Source organism: Oceanobacillus longus (genome assembly GCF_042650085.1).
In the GTDB taxonomy this organism is placed as follows: domain Bacteria; phylum Bacillota; class Bacilli; order Bacillales; family Amphibacillaceae; genus Oceanobacillus; species Oceanobacillus longus.
Genome location: NZ_JBHSAO010000001.1, coordinates 187,675 through 202,677, shown reverse-complemented (window position 1 = coordinate 202,677; position 15,003 = coordinate 187,675). Strand labels below are relative to the sequence as shown.

The following is a 15,003-nucleotide window of genomic DNA, read 5'->3' as shown; positions in this document are numbered from 1 at the left end:
TGAAACATGTCGAATTTGGATTGAACATAGAGATTTATAGTGTATATTTAAATTTCCTTTATCATCTCCACCCTATTACCAAAGGGGTCTCGAAACTCAAATCGTTCGAAATTTGGGATTGGAACCGAGTCTATAATTTTAATATCATTTTGCTCCAAAATTCCCCTCCAATAAGAGATATCATCTACACGATAAGCTATGTGTGCTTTTGTTTTTGTTCGATCAAAACCATTTTCTGTTCCGATGTGTACATCTATGTCGCCAACCTTTAACCAAAATCCTCCCCTTGCTTTAAGTGATTCCGGTTTTTCAATTTCAGTTAATCCCAATACCCCACAATAAAAGTTTCTTCCTTCTTCTTCCGCGCCCTTTGGAATAGTAATTTGAGCGTGATACAAGCCAATAATCATAAAATTCCCTCCTTTTAAATAATCCACCTTATGGTTTAAGACAATAACTAATTAAAATGTTTTTCGGTTTAAATCCTGCTTTCATATAAACATGATTTGCCTTACTGTTGGAATAATCTACGGATAATCTGATTTCGTTAATTTGTGGGAATGAAAACATATCTGTCAGTACTTCTTTTAATAACAATGTGCCTAAACCTTGATTTTGAGCATTTGCAGAAATTCCAATATATTCTAAGGAACCCTCTTCCATTTTCGTATCCATTTCAAAATAGGCATAGCCCTGTAATTCATCTGATTCGTTTTTAAGCACTTTTAAAATATTCTCTGTACTGAGCCGATGAATAATTGTTTTCGCATCATAGTACGTGTTTGGAAAAGTTTCGTTATGCAATTTTTCAAATGCTTTAAAATCACCTTGTTTAAACGATACACTTTTTATCTTATCAAGGCTAACGAAGTTTTGTTTTTGAACTTCTAGGATAAGGTGTTCCCCCGTCCGTATTGCCTTTAGTTCATTCATAAATGCTTGTTGTCCTATGTTTTCTTTATTAATAAAAAAATGAAAGTCTAGAACAGTAGGATTATCATTTACAATCTGTGTCCATAATTGATCTTGAAGCGTAGCAGAACCTGGTTGATTAAACGGCCCCCACACTTCTGCACGAGTGTCATCTATGTCCATACCAATAGCTGCTATAATTTCCCCTGAATTACCTCGCGCAACGAGAAATTTGATATCACCATCTTTATCGATAAAATCTTGTTTTAATGTCTCGTAGATTTCCTCTACCTTTTCACCGCAATAACCAATATGTGATACTTTCTGCTTATTTATTTCAGATAAAAATCTAGCTAATTCCTTCAGGTCTTTTGCTTTTTCTATTGTCTCATTCACTTAAAAACACCACTTTTCTCTCAACTAAAATATTCGTATTTAGATCTAAAAATTTTCTTACTTTTTTATGTGAAGCAGTTTATAGATTGCGATGATAAAAGTGACTAAACCTACCCCAAAGAGAATGCTTCCCGCAAACAAAAAGTTATTTGTATATCCTTCTATGACGATTAAATAAATGGAAGTATCTGCTCCACCTTGTTTGGCTAACCAATTATCTGCAAGCGAAATTCCGAAATGTACACTGGAAAATATTAATATAAAACCAAGAATAGCTAATAACGCTCCCAGAGTAATTACTCCTTTTAAATTATCTTTTATCATCCAATCCCTCCAGTATTTAATTTCCGAAAATAATTTATAGTTCGATATATATTACGTGTTAGAATTAAAAAGGTTTCCCTATCTCTTTAGCTCACGATGATCTCTTTTCCATACATCTATTGTCCTAGTCATCTGTTCTCCAAGCTTTATTTATTGACTTTTCTAAAAAATATAATTAATCTATGATTAGAGTACATATATCTTTCAGTCACCAATTTCAACAAAAATTGAAAGGGGGTACAATAAATGTATAAAAATGACTTTTACACAAAAGAAATTCACGGCAATTACGAACTTTATGATGCGGGTGATTTTGATTTAGAAGATGGTGGGAAAATACTTGATTGTACATTGGCATACAAAACTTTTGGAGAGCTAAATGAAGCGAAAGATAATGTAATTGTTATACCTACCTGGTTTGCTGGGACAAGCAACGATTACGAAAGTTATATTGGAGAAGAAAGAGCACTAAACCCAACAAAGTACTTTATTATTGTCATTAATCAAATTGGAAATGGACTTTCAAGTTCGCCACACAATAGTCCCGAACCTATTTCTATGAACAATTTTCCGAAAGTAAGAATCGGTGATGATGTTCGTGCACAACATCAGCTGATTACTGAGAAATATGGAATAAAAGAAATAGCGCTCGTAGTCGGAGGTTCTATGGGAGCACAGCAAACGTATGAATGGGCAGTTAGATATCCAGACATGGTAAAACGTGCAGCGCCCATTGCCGGAACCGCTAAAAATACGACGCATGATTTCCTATTTACAAAAACGTTAATGGATGCCATCACCTCAGATCCAGGTTGGAATAACGGGAACTATAACTCCAATACAGAAGTGGCAGAAGGTTTAAAAAGACATGCAGATATTTGGTCAGTGATGGGATTGAGCACCGAATTTTATCAACAGGAAAAATGGACACTTTTCGGCGTTGATTCTGCAGAGGAATTTGTATCAGGGTTTCTCGAGCCCTTTTTTCAAGGTATGGATCCGAACGCTTTACTAACGATGGCCTGGAAGTGGCAGCGCGGTGATGTCAGTAGGATGACAAAGGGGAATCTTGAAGAGGCACTTGGAAGAATTAAAGCAAAAGTGTTTGTGATGCCAATCGATGAAGACATCTTTTTCCCACCAAGAGACTGTAAAGTAGAACAAAACCTGATTCCGAATAGCGAAATGAAGATTATCCATAGCATTGCCGGACACTTTGGATTATTTGGCGGTGAAGGCTCTTACTACCATGACCAAATTGATAAACACCTTAATGAATTACTGTCCATTGCAGTTGCAGATAAAGTTTTTTAATTAGACATATTAAATTATAACTTGAAAAGTCAGTCTAATTGGACTGACTTTTTTAACGGCATCAGGGGCACTGGACAAAGGGCCAGGTTTTCTGCCCCAATCCAGTTACCTTTTCTTTGGATCAATTATTTGTATTTCCTCCAAATCTTGACGAAGAAATCTGTTTTTTAAGGAAGCCAAAAAAAAGGCAGAGTTTGTATGGGGATACAAGCTCTGCTTAAATGACAATTTATTTTTTCGAAAACACCTACCTATTCAAGTTAACTTAATCTGTAAGTTCGTCTATTTTTTTAAGTTCCGACTGCAGTACACGGTGAGCTGCTATTAGCTCATTGTCTACATTTTTACCAAACACACTAACTAATACATCATCTGTTTCTTCTTCTAATTCGATTTGGACTTCGTACTCAACCGCGTTAGATACATCAAACGAAGTGAAATCCGAGGATTCTGGTTCCACTTCGAGTGTTTCATCGCCAATTTCTATTTTATCTCCATTTAAAGCAAAAACTTTGATGTGAGCTTCTGTTTCATCGTCTGTGTCATTATTTAAAACTTTAACCATAACGAATGATGCGGTCGTAAGTGGACCGTTTGCATTTTCTAATGGTCCCGTAGAGAATACCTTTGACATGGTCGTTCCCCCTTTCCTATGATTTGGCAATAATTTTCTACTGCCACTAGTATTTATATGTTGGCTCTACATTTCCGTAATGGCTAATCCCCTCTACTATTCGTCCATTTTATGATATGTATGAAAGAAGCATAGATTTACTAGACTTATGATATCCTGTTAAAGTCTAATTTTTCAAGAAAATGCACTTTAACTTAAAGAATGCGCATTTCAGTGAAATGCGCTCTAAGTTCAACAGAATTATCATTTAATAGAAATGCAAGTTAGGATTCTCAGCCAATAAATTGCATCAATAGCTGGTTAAATGTATCACGTTCTTCCCAGAAAAGACCATGCCCACTATAGGAAAACGGAACGAGATGAGAATTACTTATTTTTCTGTTCAGTTCCTCCGCCTGCGCAAAGGGGATCACTTTGTCATGGATACCATGAGCAATTAGCGCATTCGTATTTATTTTACCAAGATCTTCATATAATGTTTCATCTCTTAATAATTTAATAACAGCTGCTGTTGACCAACCCGCAGCCTGTAACCCCATTTGCAAGAACCACTTTGAAAACGGAACACTAATATATTGAAAGAAAAAAGTATCTGTTACTTCTTGCATCATTTTAGGACGATCATTGAGCGCACCCTCGAGAAGTTCAGCGGCCGTTTCTGCAGTGAAGCCAATAGGAGCCGCAGCATCAATAAGAACAAGCTTGGATACTCCGTATTCGTTGTATCTTGACATATATCGAATTGCAATTGCTCCACCCGTGGAGTGGCCAACAAGTGTAAAATTATCTAACTGGAGCGCATTCACAACAGAGTAGATATCATCTGCCAATCGGTCATACGTATAGCCATCCATCGGTTTATCCGAATTTCCGAATCCCCGCCAGTCTATCCCTATACAACGGTAATCCATGGATGGAAGAACATCAAATTGGTACTCAAACTGTTCATGGGTTAATGGCCAACCATGTAGAAATACAATGGTCTTGCTCCCCCTTGGATTAATATCCTCTACAAATAAATTTACCCCTGGTTCTACCGTTACATAGTATCCCATGCAGATTCCTCCAACAATAACGTATTTTACAATACATTATTCAGCTTGAGTAACATGGGTGAACGTAACAGAGGTTTGCTATTCCGTACTCCTATCTATATACCAAGTAATCCAGTTTATATCTATCAGCATGGGAACGGTTCTGTCGCTTCCGAAATTAAAAACGGAAGCAGGAGAACCGTCCCCATGCTTCCACAAAATCAAAGTTTAACCAAAGTCCGCCCTCGAACTTTTCCTTCTAAAATATCACCAAGTATTTCTGGGAGATCTGTTAATGAAACTTCATTTACCATCTCATTATTCAATGCAGTTGGTTTCATATTGTCACTGAGAAGTTTCCATGCTTCTAATCGTTTATCCATCGGGTACATCACCGAATCAATACCAAGCCAGTTAATACTACGTGAGATAAACGGAATCACCGTTGTTGCTACTTCTACCCCACCAGCTAATCCGCATGTTGCAACAGATCCACCGTATTGTAATGTCGTAAGGATATATTCCAGTGTTTTTCCACCGACAGGATCCACTGCAGCAGCCCATCTTTTCTTGCGTGCCGGCTGCGCATCTGTAGCTACGATTTCATTGCGGTGGATAACTTCTTTCGCACCTAACTGTTTTAGATATGCTTCTTGATCTGCTTTACCGGTACTTGCTACAACTTCATAGCCTCTATCAGCCAAAATATTGACTGCAATACTGCCTACTCCACCTGTAGCACCTGCAACTAATACAGGCCCATCCTCTGGTTTTAATCCAGCAGCTTCAAGCTTTGCAACAGATAATGCTGCTGTTAATCCTGCTGTTCCAAGGATCATAGCTTCTTTTAATGATAATCCTTCAGGAAGAGGAACGACCCACTCTCCGGGTACTCTTGCTACTTCACTAAATCCGCCAGAATGTCCTGTCCCAAGTTTATAGCTGGTAACAATCACTTCATCACCCTCTTTATAACGTGTATCCGTTGATTCCATGACTGTCCCTGACAAATCGATTCCAGGTATTAAAGGATAGGATTCTACCAACTGATTCTGAATGCCTACCAAACCATCCTTATAATTCACACTGGAGTAAGCAACTTTAATAGTTACTTCACCTTTTGGAAGGTCATCTATCGTTAATTGTTTCACATTCAAATTCGTTTGTTCATCAATTTTATTCAGTACTAACGCTTGAAAATTATCCATATTTAGCCATCTCCTCTACGTATGATTAAATATATCGTAACATATTCACTTTGAAAAATAGTAATGGACTGCATCCGGATTTCTGTTTTAATACCGGTAGGGTTTTTAGAAATTTAATTAAGGGAATAAAATTTTATTGAGTATTTTCTTAAGGAGGAAGGATATGTTTTTTAATGATTGGGAGACAATTGGAAGAACAATTTTATTAGGTTTTTTGGCGTATCTGACTTTGATCTTATTCCTTCGAATTTCTGGGAAGAGGACCTTGTCGAAAATGAATGCATTTGATTTTGTTATTACCGTGGCACTTGGTTCTACACTAGCAACCATCCTGTTAAATAAAAATGTAGCACTCACAGAAGGGATATCCGCTTTATTTATTTTAATTGCTATGCAATATATTGTTGCATGGTTATCAGTAAGGTCAAATTTTTTTGGTAAATTAATTAAGTCTGAACCTGAACTGATTTACTATAAGGATCAGTTCTTTTATAAAGTTATGAAGAAAAATCGTATCCTCAAAGTAGAAATTCTTCAAGCTGCAAGATCAAGCGGCATTGAATCATTGGACATGATTGAAGCCGTTGTGCTTGAGACGAATGGAACGATATCAATCATAAAAAAATCAGATGAATTACATCAATCCACATTGTTTAATGTTAAAAACGATAATGTATTGAAATAAATAGAAATTACTTGCGAGTATGAAGTTAATTGGACTTTTATGGATTGTCATAGCATTGATCCAGGGGCCAATACAAAAAGCCACTATACAGCAATCTTTCTGGTGGTTGAAATAAAAAAACGGGCACATGGTCTTTAATAGACCCTGTTCCCATTTTTTATTTAAGTAAAGAATTACTTTATCTATTCACGAGACGTTTATCTTGACGGTCTTGGCGGTTGGCACACGTCACATTTACGTTGGTTTTTATTTTTAAATTTCGTAAATGTTTTTTCGAAATGGTTACCACACGAACATGTAAATAGTAACTTTTGAGAAAAACCACGATATTCTGTCGACAGCAACTTACTTTCCGAATTTTTCTCTACAAATTCATTTATCTCACCGATTGTCCAACGTTTACCCATTCACTTACACCTCCATTTTTTATCCTAGGCGGAGGCTTTTCTTAGCATCCGTTCAATTAAGAGAAAGTCGTAATTATCCTAAGCGCTTCATTATACCATAAGCGTCTACACAACCAAACGAATCGTTATCTTGAACGCGTACTAAATCGTATAAATAGAATTCCCACTCCCCCACCACTTTAATAATTTAAAGTTATGGGTATAGGCACTTGAATGCTGAACTAGTCATTTCAAAAAAATATTATTTAAGAGAACGGTTTTTATGTCTCTGTAGTGCTCTGAAATCCAATTTTCAACATATTTTAATGTCTATTACACTAAGTTACAAGGTTTTTCACCATTAAAGATTCAACTTTCACACTTTTTAAATAATCTTTTCAACCAACCCAAAATCATTTATACTGGTGATACAAGGAGGTGAATAACGTGGAACAAGAAACCATTCTAAAAGAAATTTTGAATGTATTAAAAAATCACGGAGACCAAATGAATAATAGGTTCGAACAGATGGATAGCAAATTTGAGCAAATCGATAACAGATTCGAACAGTTGGAAAGTAAGTTTGATCAGAGATTCGATCGGTTAGAAAAAAAAGTCGACGGAATTCGAGTTGAATTAACTGAAACCCAGGAAACGACCGATTTCATGTTAAGTAAAACTGCACAGCATGAGAAAAAGCTTCGCCAACTTTCAGAGCAACAACATCAGTAAAATCCCTCACACTACTCCTGGAATCCAATACGGTACTATAGTCATATCAAACAGTGACACGTACTGTTTGATTTACTTATCATTAGGACTGTATCATCAACATATTCACTACCTGATTCCGCTTTTATCCGCGTTGTCATTCAATATCGTATCACGAACCAATTGTTCAACCGTTTCATCTGAATAACCGAGTTCAGCTAAGATTTCTTTATTATGTTGTCCAAGAAGAGGGGCAGGTTTTACCAATTGCCCAGGTGTTGCAGAAAACTTAGCGGGAAATCCGAGTGTTTTCATCGAACCACCAACAGGATGCTCGTAATCCAAAATCATTTCACGTGATTGGATTTGTTCATTATGAAGTGCTTGATCATAGGATAAGATCGGTCCAGATGGAATGCCGTGCTTATCTAGTAAATCAAGCCAGTAATCACTTGACTCTGTTGTAAGTACATTTTCAATTTCGGCCTCAAGCTCTACTACATTTTCCGCACGGATACTGTTTGTTAAAAAGCGCTGCTCTTGGGTCCATTCCGGTTTATGAAGCACGTGCCGGCATAAATTCTCCCAGAGCTTCTGATTTCCTGCACCGATTAAGATAAAGCCGTCTTTTGTTTTAAACCCTTGATAAGGAGCGGAAACACGGTGTGCCGTTCCGTTTCGCTGTGCAACTTCCCCTTTACCAAAGTAAGCGGCAGCCTCCCAAACGGTCCATGCGAGTCCAGAGTCAACGAGAGAAATATCAATATATTGGCCTTTTCCGCCTTTTAAACGATGAATGTAAGCGGTGAGTATGGACTGGATTGCAGTCTCTGCTGCAGCAATATCGTGAATCGCAATTCCAACTTTAGCAGGTTTTCCTTCTTTATCGCCAGTCATATCAATTAACCCGGAAAGGCCTTGTGCCATAATATCAAATCCACCTTTATTCCGATAAGGTCCTGTTTGCCCGTAACCAGAGATGGAGCAATAGATCAGGTTTGGATTGATTACTTTTAAATGGTCATAATCAATGCCAAGCTTCTTCGTTACGCCGGGTCGATAGTTTTCAACAATAACATCAGCGTCCTTGATAAGCTCATAGAAAACATTTAGCCCTTCTTCTGTTTTTAAGTTTAAACACATTCCTCTTTTATTCCGATTGACCATCATGTACATATAGCTTTCTTCATGAATATAGGGCCCCATTGTCCGGGTATCATCGCCTTTTGGATATTTCTCTACTTTAATGACATCTGCGCCCATATCACCTAATACCATCGTACAATAAGGTCCTGCTAAAACTTGTGATAAATCAATTACCTTCATGCCTTTTAATGCTTGTTCCATTTTGATGTACTCCTTTATGATTATTTTCTTGTTGTCTAGTTTTCATAAATGCGTGATCAAGAGGAGGATAGGATATTTTGGAAAAAAGAGTCCTCATGAATCACCTTTATAGAAAATTTGGCTTTCTTTTTTCAAGGAAGGCTTGGATTCCTTCTGTATAATCATCGGAGCTATAGGATTCAAGAATAAGATCTGAAATAGCGTCGGACTCTGTGTTTTCTCCATCGGTAATTGCTTGGATTACTTGCTTAATGCCAGAATTTGCAACCGGTGATTTGCTAAGAATCCGATTGGCAAATGCTAGTACTTTGCCTTCGATTTCCTCTTGAGAATATATGTAGTCGATTAAACCAATGGCTTGCGCTTCTTCTGCTGTGAGGAGTTCTGCTGTATAAAGCAATTCCTTTGTTTTAGATGGGCCAATTAAATTGTATAAACGCTTTGTACTTGCTAAGTTATATACGATGCCGATGTTCGCAGAGGTTATGCCAACCTTACTGCCTGACGTTGCAAACCGGAAATCACATGCGTTCGCAAGCTCCAGACCACCACCGATTGCCAGTGTTTGGATAAGGGCAATCGTCGGCCTCGGAAACCGATATAGTTTTTCAATGGCTCCAAGTGCGAAATCATTATATGCTTTTGCTTTCTTCGCATGCAGGCGGACTTCGAGAAACTCACTAATATCAGCGCCAGCGGAAAAGGCTGTTTCATCCACCCCACGGACAATTAAGAGTTTGATTGTCTCATCCTGTTTCAGATCATCAAGTAATTCTTCGAGCCTTTGAAACATGGCAAGGTTGAAGCAATTCTTTTTTTGTGGACGGTTAATGATTATCGTTGCAATCGCGCCATCCTTTTCAATATAAAGTTCATGTGACATGCGTAATCCCTCCAATTTAATCTTTTTCAATCGTGCTGCAAGTCGGTTTTCGAGCGATTGAATCCCTTTCGAAAAAGAATGCTGCTCCAAATACGCAACATTCTTCTTTTCTTATTTATCCTTATTCATCCCAACTTGCAAGTACTGAACCTTGAAATTCTTCTTCGATAAATGCTTTCACTTTATCGGATTGATACGCATTTACGAATTTTTCAATCACTGGATCATTTTCATTTTCTGCACGTACAACAATAAAGTTAACATATGGTGAGTTGGTTGATTCCAATAGAATAGAATTCTCTTTTGGATTTATTCCCGCCCCTAAAGCGAAATTTGTATTAATTGCAGCTGCATCAACCTCGCTTAGTTGATTTGGAATTTGCGCAGCATCTAATTCGATAAACTCCAGGTTTTTCGGATTATCTACAATATCATAAATCGAAGCTGTTTCTTCTTTGCCTTCTTCTAATGTAATTATCCCAGCTTCTTCTAATATAAATAGTGCGCGTCCACCGTTTGTTGGGTCATTTGGTAATCCAAATTTTGCACCATCCGGAAGATCCTCGATGCTTTCATAGGTTTCCGAATAAACACCCATAGGATTTAGAATGGTTTTACCAACAGGGACTAAATCTGTCTCATGATCTTCATTAAATTGATCTAAGAAAGGTCCATGTTGATAACTATTCGTATCCAAATCCCCTTCTGATAATGCGGAGTTCGGTAGCACATAATCGGAAAACACCTTCACTTCAACATCCAGTCCGTTTTCAGCAGCAACTTCAGCAGCGACTTCTACGATTTGCTCGTGTGGACCAGCAGTTACGCCGACAACTAATTTATCTTCACTTATTGTAGAGCTGTCAGATGTATCATCTCCACAAGCAGCAAGTACGCCAACTAGTAAAATAATCGATAAGATAAATCCTAACTTCTTCATTGCATTTCCCCCTTGTTGTAAGTCACTGATAATAGAAAAGCCTCTCTTATAAGAAAGAGAGGCTTGTAAAATTCTACAGGGATCCTCTCTCATCTTTCAAAACATTACGTTTTGCAGGATTTAGCACCTTACTATGCTGTAACGCATAAAGGTTGCCGAGCTTCAACGGGCCAGTCCCTCAGCTACTCTTGATAAGAGATTTTTACTATTCGATTATCAATTCTATCTATTTAAATTACCGTATAATTCTAATTGCGTCAATACTTATTTTATTTTCTGTTTCATTTCTTTTGTGATTCCATAAGAACAAAAGCGTAAGCGCCCGGTTAGCGACGTATGGACTGGACTGAGCCGTAGGAGATAAGGGAAACACGGTGAGCGTATGCGAACCGATGTTGACTTATCTTACGGAGGTGAGGGAAACACGGTGAGCGTATGCGAACCGATGTTGACTTATCTTACGGAGGTGAGGGAAGTCCAATAGTCATTGGGCGCTGGAGCTGGACGTGGCTGTTTCTGTGTATTTACGTTATCTACAACATACAATTTTATAATTTCCTAAACAATCAAAAAACCGAGCAGTGACAGGCACTGTTCGGTTACAAAGTTACTATACAAACAAGCTTAAAAGTAGTACAAATGCAAGACCACTAACAGAGATAATCGTTTCTAAGACGGTCCATGTGGCAAATGTTTCCTTCATCGACAAACCAAATGATTCTTTAACAATCCAAAAACCTGTATCATTAACATGAGAAGCTATAATACTACCAGCACCTGTAGCCAATACCATTAATGCTAGGTTAACATCTGAATCAGCCACCATTGGTAGAACCAACCCTGCTGTCGTTAATGCTGATACTGTTGCTGATCCTTGTGCTAGTCTTATAATAGCTGCAATTAACCAAGCAAGCAGTAATGGTGAAATGGTACTTCCTTCAAAAACTTCAGCGACATAATCGCCTACTCCACCATCCATCAAAACTTCTTTCAGTGAGCCACTTACACCAAGAATTAGTAATAGCATACCAATAGCTTTTACTGAGCTCTCCGCTGATTCCATAAGATCTGTCATTGGAATCTTACGGGCAATACCCATCGTATAAATAGAAAGTAATACAGAAAGCAGCATTACCATGGAAGGAGTTCCTAAAGTCGCAATAATATCAAAGAATAAATTGTCATCCATTCCGACAGTATCCTTTATAAGGGTGAAGATCGTTGAAAGACCCATCAAAATAACTGGGAATAATGCTGTAAATGCACTTATAGCAAAACTCGGCGTATCTTCCAATTTATATTGTTTCGCATCACCAAGTTTCGCAATGCTTCCCTCACCGGCTTTCTCAAAAGCTGCAGGGACCATTTTTCTTGCATATTTCGTAAATAACGGACCCGCAATAAGAATAGTCGGAATCGCAATAATAAATCCGTATAATAATACCATTCCTATATTGGCTCCATATTGATCAGCAATAACTGTTGGACCAGGATGTGGCGGTAGAAATGCATGGGTTACAGACAATGCTGTAGCCATTGGAAGACCCAACCATAGAAATGATATATTTGTTTGTTTAGCAATCTGGTAAATGATAGGAATTAATAATACTAGACCTACTTCAAAGAACAGCGCTATACCGAGAATAAATGCGGTTAAAATAACTGCCCATTGCACTCTTTTCTCGCCAAATTTTGCAATTAAAGTCATTGCAATCCGCTGTGCCCCGCCTGCGTCTGCGATTAATTTACCAAGAATGGCACCAAATCCAAAAATTAATCCTGTGCTCGCCAATGTGCTTCCAAGACCAGCCTCAATGGACCCCATAATCTCATTTACTGGCATTCCAAGTGCGAGGCCAAGTAAGAATGAAACAACCACCAATGTAATAAACGTATTAATTTTAAACTTCATTATCATAATTAATAGAAGTAAAATACCCAATGCAGTAATAAGTAATGGCATGACTTTCTCTCCCTTTTCTCTTTAAATGTAACGTTCGTATTCTCCTAAACTTTTGTAATTCTAATAGACGAAGTACGTTTGAATTATGTTTCTAAAACTCTATAACAGCTTTTCTAACTTTATCTGGGTTCTTTTCAATAAATTCAAATGCTTCTTTAACTTGATCGACTTGGAATCGATGCGTTACCAGGCCGTTATGAGTTAATTTCTTTGCATTAATCAGTTCCACTACTTTTGAAAATTGATTGGTTTGTAGTCTTGAACCTGTAATGGTTAATTCCTTTTTAGTGATATGCATCATTGCAATCGATGAAGGCGTTTCATTAAAGCCAAGTGTTACGACATTTCCAGCTGGTGATGCTACCTCCACAGCCAATTCAAATGTCTGAGGAACTCCAACTGCATCGATGACCACATTTGCACCCTCGTTATTCGTAATTTCATTTATTTTAGCTATAGAATCAACTTCTGCTGGATTTAATGTGAAATCGGCACCATTATCTTTCGCAAATTCCAAACGTTCATTTGTAAAATCGGAAATAATAACAGTTGCTCCACGCAGTTTAGCCATTTTTAAGACAGTAATACCAATGGGTCCTGCTCCTTGGATAAAGACCGTTTGTCCCTCCTGAACACTCCCTCTCCATGTAGCTTGGGCACCTATTGTATAAGGCTCAGCCATTACCGCTTCGTCCCATTCAATCTCAGAAGCCACTTGATGTACTTGTTTTTCTGGCAATATAACAAACTCTCTCATCCCACCATCTTCATGTACACCAAATACAGAAACTTCTTTACATACGTTTGGTCTTCCACTTTTGCATGCATAGCACTCGCCGCAATAGTTAATTGGTTCAATCACGACATGATCACCAACCGCTACATGATTTACTTCCGAACCAATTTCCACTATTTCTCCAGTTACTTCATGTCCAACGATTCTTGGATATGTCGCGAGAGGGTTAGTACCATGATAGATATGCATATCTGAACCACAGATGCCCACACTTCTTATCTTTACTTTCACATCACCTGCCTGTTCTAAATCTGGTTCTGGTATATCCAGAATCTCAATCTTATTTGCTTCTGGAATCTGTACTGCCTTCATCTTGTCCACTCCTTTTAAGTTTGCAACAAACTTGTAATCCCTTTCATTTACATAACAAAGAAAATCTTGTAGATAGAAATATTTAAATCTTTGACTTATGTTGTTATGACCCTACCATCTTTAGCACGTTAATTTATAATCTATTGAGCATATGGTGAGGGTAAATAGAAAAGCTTTTAAATGGAAACCGCTTACGTGAAATGTAACATGTTACATTTCACACAACACTTTTATTAGGATACAATAATAATTATTAGGAGTCAAATACTTTTATTTTTAAAAAAATTAGAGTTTTCTTTTTATTGAAAGCCCTATATAATAAATGGTAATCCGATAGTAGATTATACTGAAAATGTACAATTGAAAATAGAACAAAGGGGAATTAAATGATGATTAAAATTGAAACTTCTCTTTTAACAAAGCAAGTATATGAGGTGCTGCGTGGTAAAATTATTTCTGGAGAATACTTGCCTGGTAATAAGTTAGATATTCAAAAGTTGGCAGATGAATTCGGTGTGAGTCGCTCGCCTGTAAAGGATGCAATAAACCAACTTGTTTATGATGAACTAATAGAAATCATTCCTCGTAAAGGTACGTATGTAACGGAATTAAATTTTACCGAGTTTATTGAAGTACTCGATGCACGATTAATGATTGAAATCTGGGCTGCTGGGCAAATAATTAATACCTTACCAACTGACAAGATAGAACAATGGGGGAAAATTATTCAGGAAATGGATTCATTTCTGGAAGTGACACCCTTTCCTTTTGAATCGTATAATAAGTTAGATATGCAATTTCATTTAACTTTAATAGATTGGACAGGTAATAAAAAAATTAGAGATATGTTTACTTCATTAAATACGCATGTATCCTTATCCCGGATCGTCCACTCCACCTCACGAGAAAGCACTATAAAAAGGCACAAAGATCACCTAAGTTTATATGAGGCAATAAGGGATCGTAATTTTTCTTTCTTTTCTGATACAATAACGCAGCACATTGAAAGTATTAAAAAGGAAGCTAAATTACGATGGGATGAAGTGAATCTATAAAGTGAGAATCTTTGGAGGTCGGCAGAATATTCATTGAAGGCATAATTAATTTCTAATAAAAGTTGCCTGTAAGTAGAAATCATGGAGGTTCTACTTATAGACA

The 15,003-nt window shown here is 37.3% G+C and carries 16 protein-coding genes and 1 riboswitch; of the genes, 4 read left to right on the top strand and 12 right to left on the bottom strand.

The window, feature by feature from the left end:
- Positions 1-47 precede the first annotated feature (47 nt).
- Genes ACFOUV_RS00960 through ACFOUV_RS00950 form a run of 3 tightly spaced genes read right to left on the bottom strand, consistent with a single transcriptional unit; the run spans position 48 to position 1,632 of the window.
- Positions 48-410: a VOC family protein gene (locus ACFOUV_RS00960; protein WP_379494898.1), complete on the bottom strand. Its 363-nt coding sequence runs from the start codon at positions 408-410 to the stop codon at positions 48-50.
- A 28-nt stretch (positions 411-438) separates the two neighbouring features.
- On the bottom strand, positions 439-1,308 hold the full coding sequence (locus tag ACFOUV_RS00955) for a GNAT family N-acetyltransferase (protein ID WP_379494897.1): 870 nt from the start codon (positions 1,306-1,308) through the stop codon (positions 439-441).
- A 57-nt stretch (positions 1,309-1,365) separates the two neighbouring features.
- Complete coding sequence (locus ACFOUV_RS00950; protein WP_379494896.1) at positions 1,366-1,632, bottom strand: hypothetical protein; 267 nt, start codon at positions 1,630-1,632, stop codon at positions 1,366-1,368.
- Positions 1,633-1,878: 246 nt separating this feature from the next.
- On the opposite strand from ACFOUV_RS00950, the gene ACFOUV_RS00945 reads away from it, so the two are divergent.
- Positions 1,879-2,946: an alpha/beta fold hydrolase gene (locus tag ACFOUV_RS00945; protein ID WP_379494895.1), complete on the top strand. Its 1,068-nt coding sequence runs from the start codon at positions 1,879-1,881 to the stop codon at positions 2,944-2,946.
- 265 nt (positions 2,947-3,211) lie between these two features.
- On the opposite strand, the gene ACFOUV_RS00940 is transcribed toward ACFOUV_RS00945, so the two are convergent.
- The 3 genes from ACFOUV_RS00940 to ACFOUV_RS00930 form a co-directional block, all read right to left on the bottom strand.
- Entirely contained in the window at positions 3,212-3,580 is a 369-nt protein-coding gene (locus ACFOUV_RS00940) for a hypothetical protein (protein ID WP_379494894.1), read from the bottom strand.
- Between the two features lie 272 nt (positions 3,581-3,852).
- On the bottom strand, positions 3,853-4,635 hold the full coding sequence (locus ACFOUV_RS00935) for an alpha/beta fold hydrolase (RefSeq protein WP_379494893.1): 783 nt from the start codon (positions 4,633-4,635) through the stop codon (positions 3,853-3,855).
- A 200-nt stretch (positions 4,636-4,835) separates the two neighbouring features.
- A complete protein-coding gene (locus tag ACFOUV_RS00930; RefSeq protein ID WP_379494892.1) occupies positions 4,836-5,822 on the bottom strand; it encodes an acrylyl-CoA reductase family protein in 987 nt (328 codons plus the stop codon).
- A 163-nt stretch (positions 5,823-5,985) separates the two neighbouring features.
- On the opposite strand from ACFOUV_RS00930, the gene ACFOUV_RS00925 reads away from it, so the two are divergent.
- Complete coding sequence (locus ACFOUV_RS00925; protein ID WP_379494891.1) at positions 5,986-6,507, top strand: DUF421 domain-containing protein; 522 nt, start codon at positions 5,986-5,988, stop codon at positions 6,505-6,507.
- Positions 6,508-6,704: 197 nt separating this feature from the next.
- Here the strand turns inward: ACFOUV_RS00925 and ACFOUV_RS00920 are convergent, their stop codons facing one another.
- Positions 6,705-6,914: a hypothetical protein gene (locus ACFOUV_RS00920; protein WP_379494890.1), complete on the bottom strand. Its 210-nt coding sequence runs from the start codon at positions 6,912-6,914 to the stop codon at positions 6,705-6,707.
- A 426-nt stretch (positions 6,915-7,340) separates the two neighbouring features.
- Between ACFOUV_RS00920 and ACFOUV_RS00915 the strand changes: the two genes are divergently transcribed.
- Positions 7,341-7,625 (top strand): hypothetical protein, encoded by a 285-nt coding sequence (locus ACFOUV_RS00915; protein ID WP_379494889.1) that lies wholly within the window; start codon positions 7,341-7,343, stop codon positions 7,623-7,625.
- 108 nt (positions 7,626-7,733) lie between these two features.
- Here the strand turns inward: ACFOUV_RS00915 and ACFOUV_RS00910 are convergent, their stop codons facing one another.
- The 5 genes from ACFOUV_RS00910 to ACFOUV_RS00890 form a co-directional block, all read right to left on the bottom strand.
- Positions 7,734-8,951, bottom strand: coding sequence for a CaiB/BaiF CoA transferase family protein (locus tag ACFOUV_RS00910; RefSeq protein WP_379494888.1), 1,218 nt, complete (start codon positions 8,949-8,951; stop codon positions 7,734-7,736).
- A gap of 106 nt (positions 8,952-9,057) precedes the next feature.
- Complete coding sequence (locus tag ACFOUV_RS00905; protein WP_379494887.1) at positions 9,058-9,834, bottom strand: enoyl-CoA hydratase/isomerase family protein; 777 nt, start codon at positions 9,832-9,834, stop codon at positions 9,058-9,060.
- 121 nt (positions 9,835-9,955) lie between these two features.
- Positions 9,956-10,774, bottom strand: a complete 819-nt coding sequence (locus tag ACFOUV_RS00900) for a MetQ/NlpA family ABC transporter substrate-binding protein (protein WP_379494886.1) — start codon at positions 10,772-10,774, stop codon at positions 9,956-9,958.
- Between the two features lie 86 nt (positions 10,775-10,860).
- Positions 10,861-10,972: riboswitch (SAM riboswitch) on the bottom strand.
- Between the two features lie 412 nt (positions 10,973-11,384).
- Positions 11,385-12,737, bottom strand: a complete 1,353-nt coding sequence (locus ACFOUV_RS00895; RefSeq protein WP_379494885.1) for a gluconate:H+ symporter — start codon at positions 12,735-12,737, stop codon at positions 11,385-11,387.
- Positions 12,738-12,828: 91 nt separating this feature from the next.
- The gene (locus ACFOUV_RS00890; RefSeq protein WP_379494884.1) at positions 12,829-13,845 is read right to left on the bottom strand and encodes a zinc-binding alcohol dehydrogenase family protein; all 1,017 of its coding nucleotides are present in this window, start codon (positions 13,843-13,845) and stop codon (positions 12,829-12,831) included.
- Between the two features lie 386 nt (positions 13,846-14,231).
- On the opposite strand from ACFOUV_RS00890, the gene ACFOUV_RS00885 reads away from it, so the two are divergent.
- On the top strand, positions 14,232-14,900 hold the full coding sequence (locus ACFOUV_RS00885) for a GntR family transcriptional regulator (RefSeq protein ID WP_379494883.1): 669 nt from the start codon (positions 14,232-14,234) through the stop codon (positions 14,898-14,900).
- Positions 14,901-15,003: the final 103 nt, after the last annotated feature.

What these genes read in the sequence shown, in the direction of transcription:
- ACFOUV_RS00910 (WP_379494888.1), bottom strand. Translation starts at nt 8,951, where the DNA reads ATGGAACAAGCATTAAAAGGCATGAAGGTAATTGATTTATCACAAGTT.
- ACFOUV_RS00885 (WP_379494883.1), top strand. Translation starts at nt 14,232, where the DNA reads ATGATGATTAAAATTGAAACTTCTCTTTTAACAAAGCAAGTATATGAG.
- ACFOUV_RS00945 (WP_379494895.1), top strand. Translation starts at nt 1,879, where the DNA reads ATGTATAAAAATGACTTTTACACAAAAGAAATTCACGGCAATTACGAA.
- ACFOUV_RS00905 (WP_379494887.1), bottom strand. Translation starts at nt 9,834, where the DNA reads ATGTCACATGAACTTTATATTGAAAAGGATGGCGCGATTGCAACGATA.
- ACFOUV_RS00940 (WP_379494894.1), bottom strand. Translation starts at nt 3,580, where the DNA reads ATGTCAAAGGTATTCTCTACGGGACCATTAGAAAATGCAAACGGTCCA.
- ACFOUV_RS00890 (WP_379494884.1), bottom strand. Translation starts at nt 13,845, where the DNA reads ATGAAGGCAGTACAGATTCCAGAAGCAAATAAGATTGAGATTCTGGAT.
- ACFOUV_RS00935 (WP_379494893.1), bottom strand. Translation starts at nt 4,635, where the DNA reads ATGGGATACTATGTAACGGTAGAACCAGGGGTAAATTTATTTGTAGAG.
- ACFOUV_RS00930 (WP_379494892.1), bottom strand. Translation starts at nt 5,822, where the DNA reads ATGGATAATTTTCAAGCGTTAGTACTGAATAAAATTGATGAACAAACG.
- ACFOUV_RS00895 (WP_379494885.1), bottom strand. Translation starts at nt 12,737, where the DNA reads ATGCCATTACTTATTACTGCATTGGGTATTTTACTTCTATTAATTATG.
- ACFOUV_RS00925 (WP_379494891.1), top strand. Translation starts at nt 5,986, where the DNA reads ATGTTTTTTAATGATTGGGAGACAATTGGAAGAACAATTTTATTAGGT.
- ACFOUV_RS00900 (WP_379494886.1), bottom strand. Translation starts at nt 10,774, where the DNA reads ATGAAGAAGTTAGGATTTATCTTATCGATTATTTTACTAGTTGGCGTA.
- ACFOUV_RS00920 (WP_379494890.1), bottom strand. Translation starts at nt 6,914, where the DNA reads ATGGGTAAACGTTGGACAATCGGTGAGATAAATGAATTTGTAGAGAAA.
- ACFOUV_RS00960 (WP_379494898.1), bottom strand. Translation starts at nt 410, where the DNA reads ATGATTATTGGCTTGTATCACGCTCAAATTACTATTCCAAAGGGCGCG.
- ACFOUV_RS00950 (WP_379494896.1), bottom strand. Translation starts at nt 1,632, where the DNA reads ATGATAAAAGATAATTTAAAAGGAGTAATTACTCTGGGAGCGTTATTA.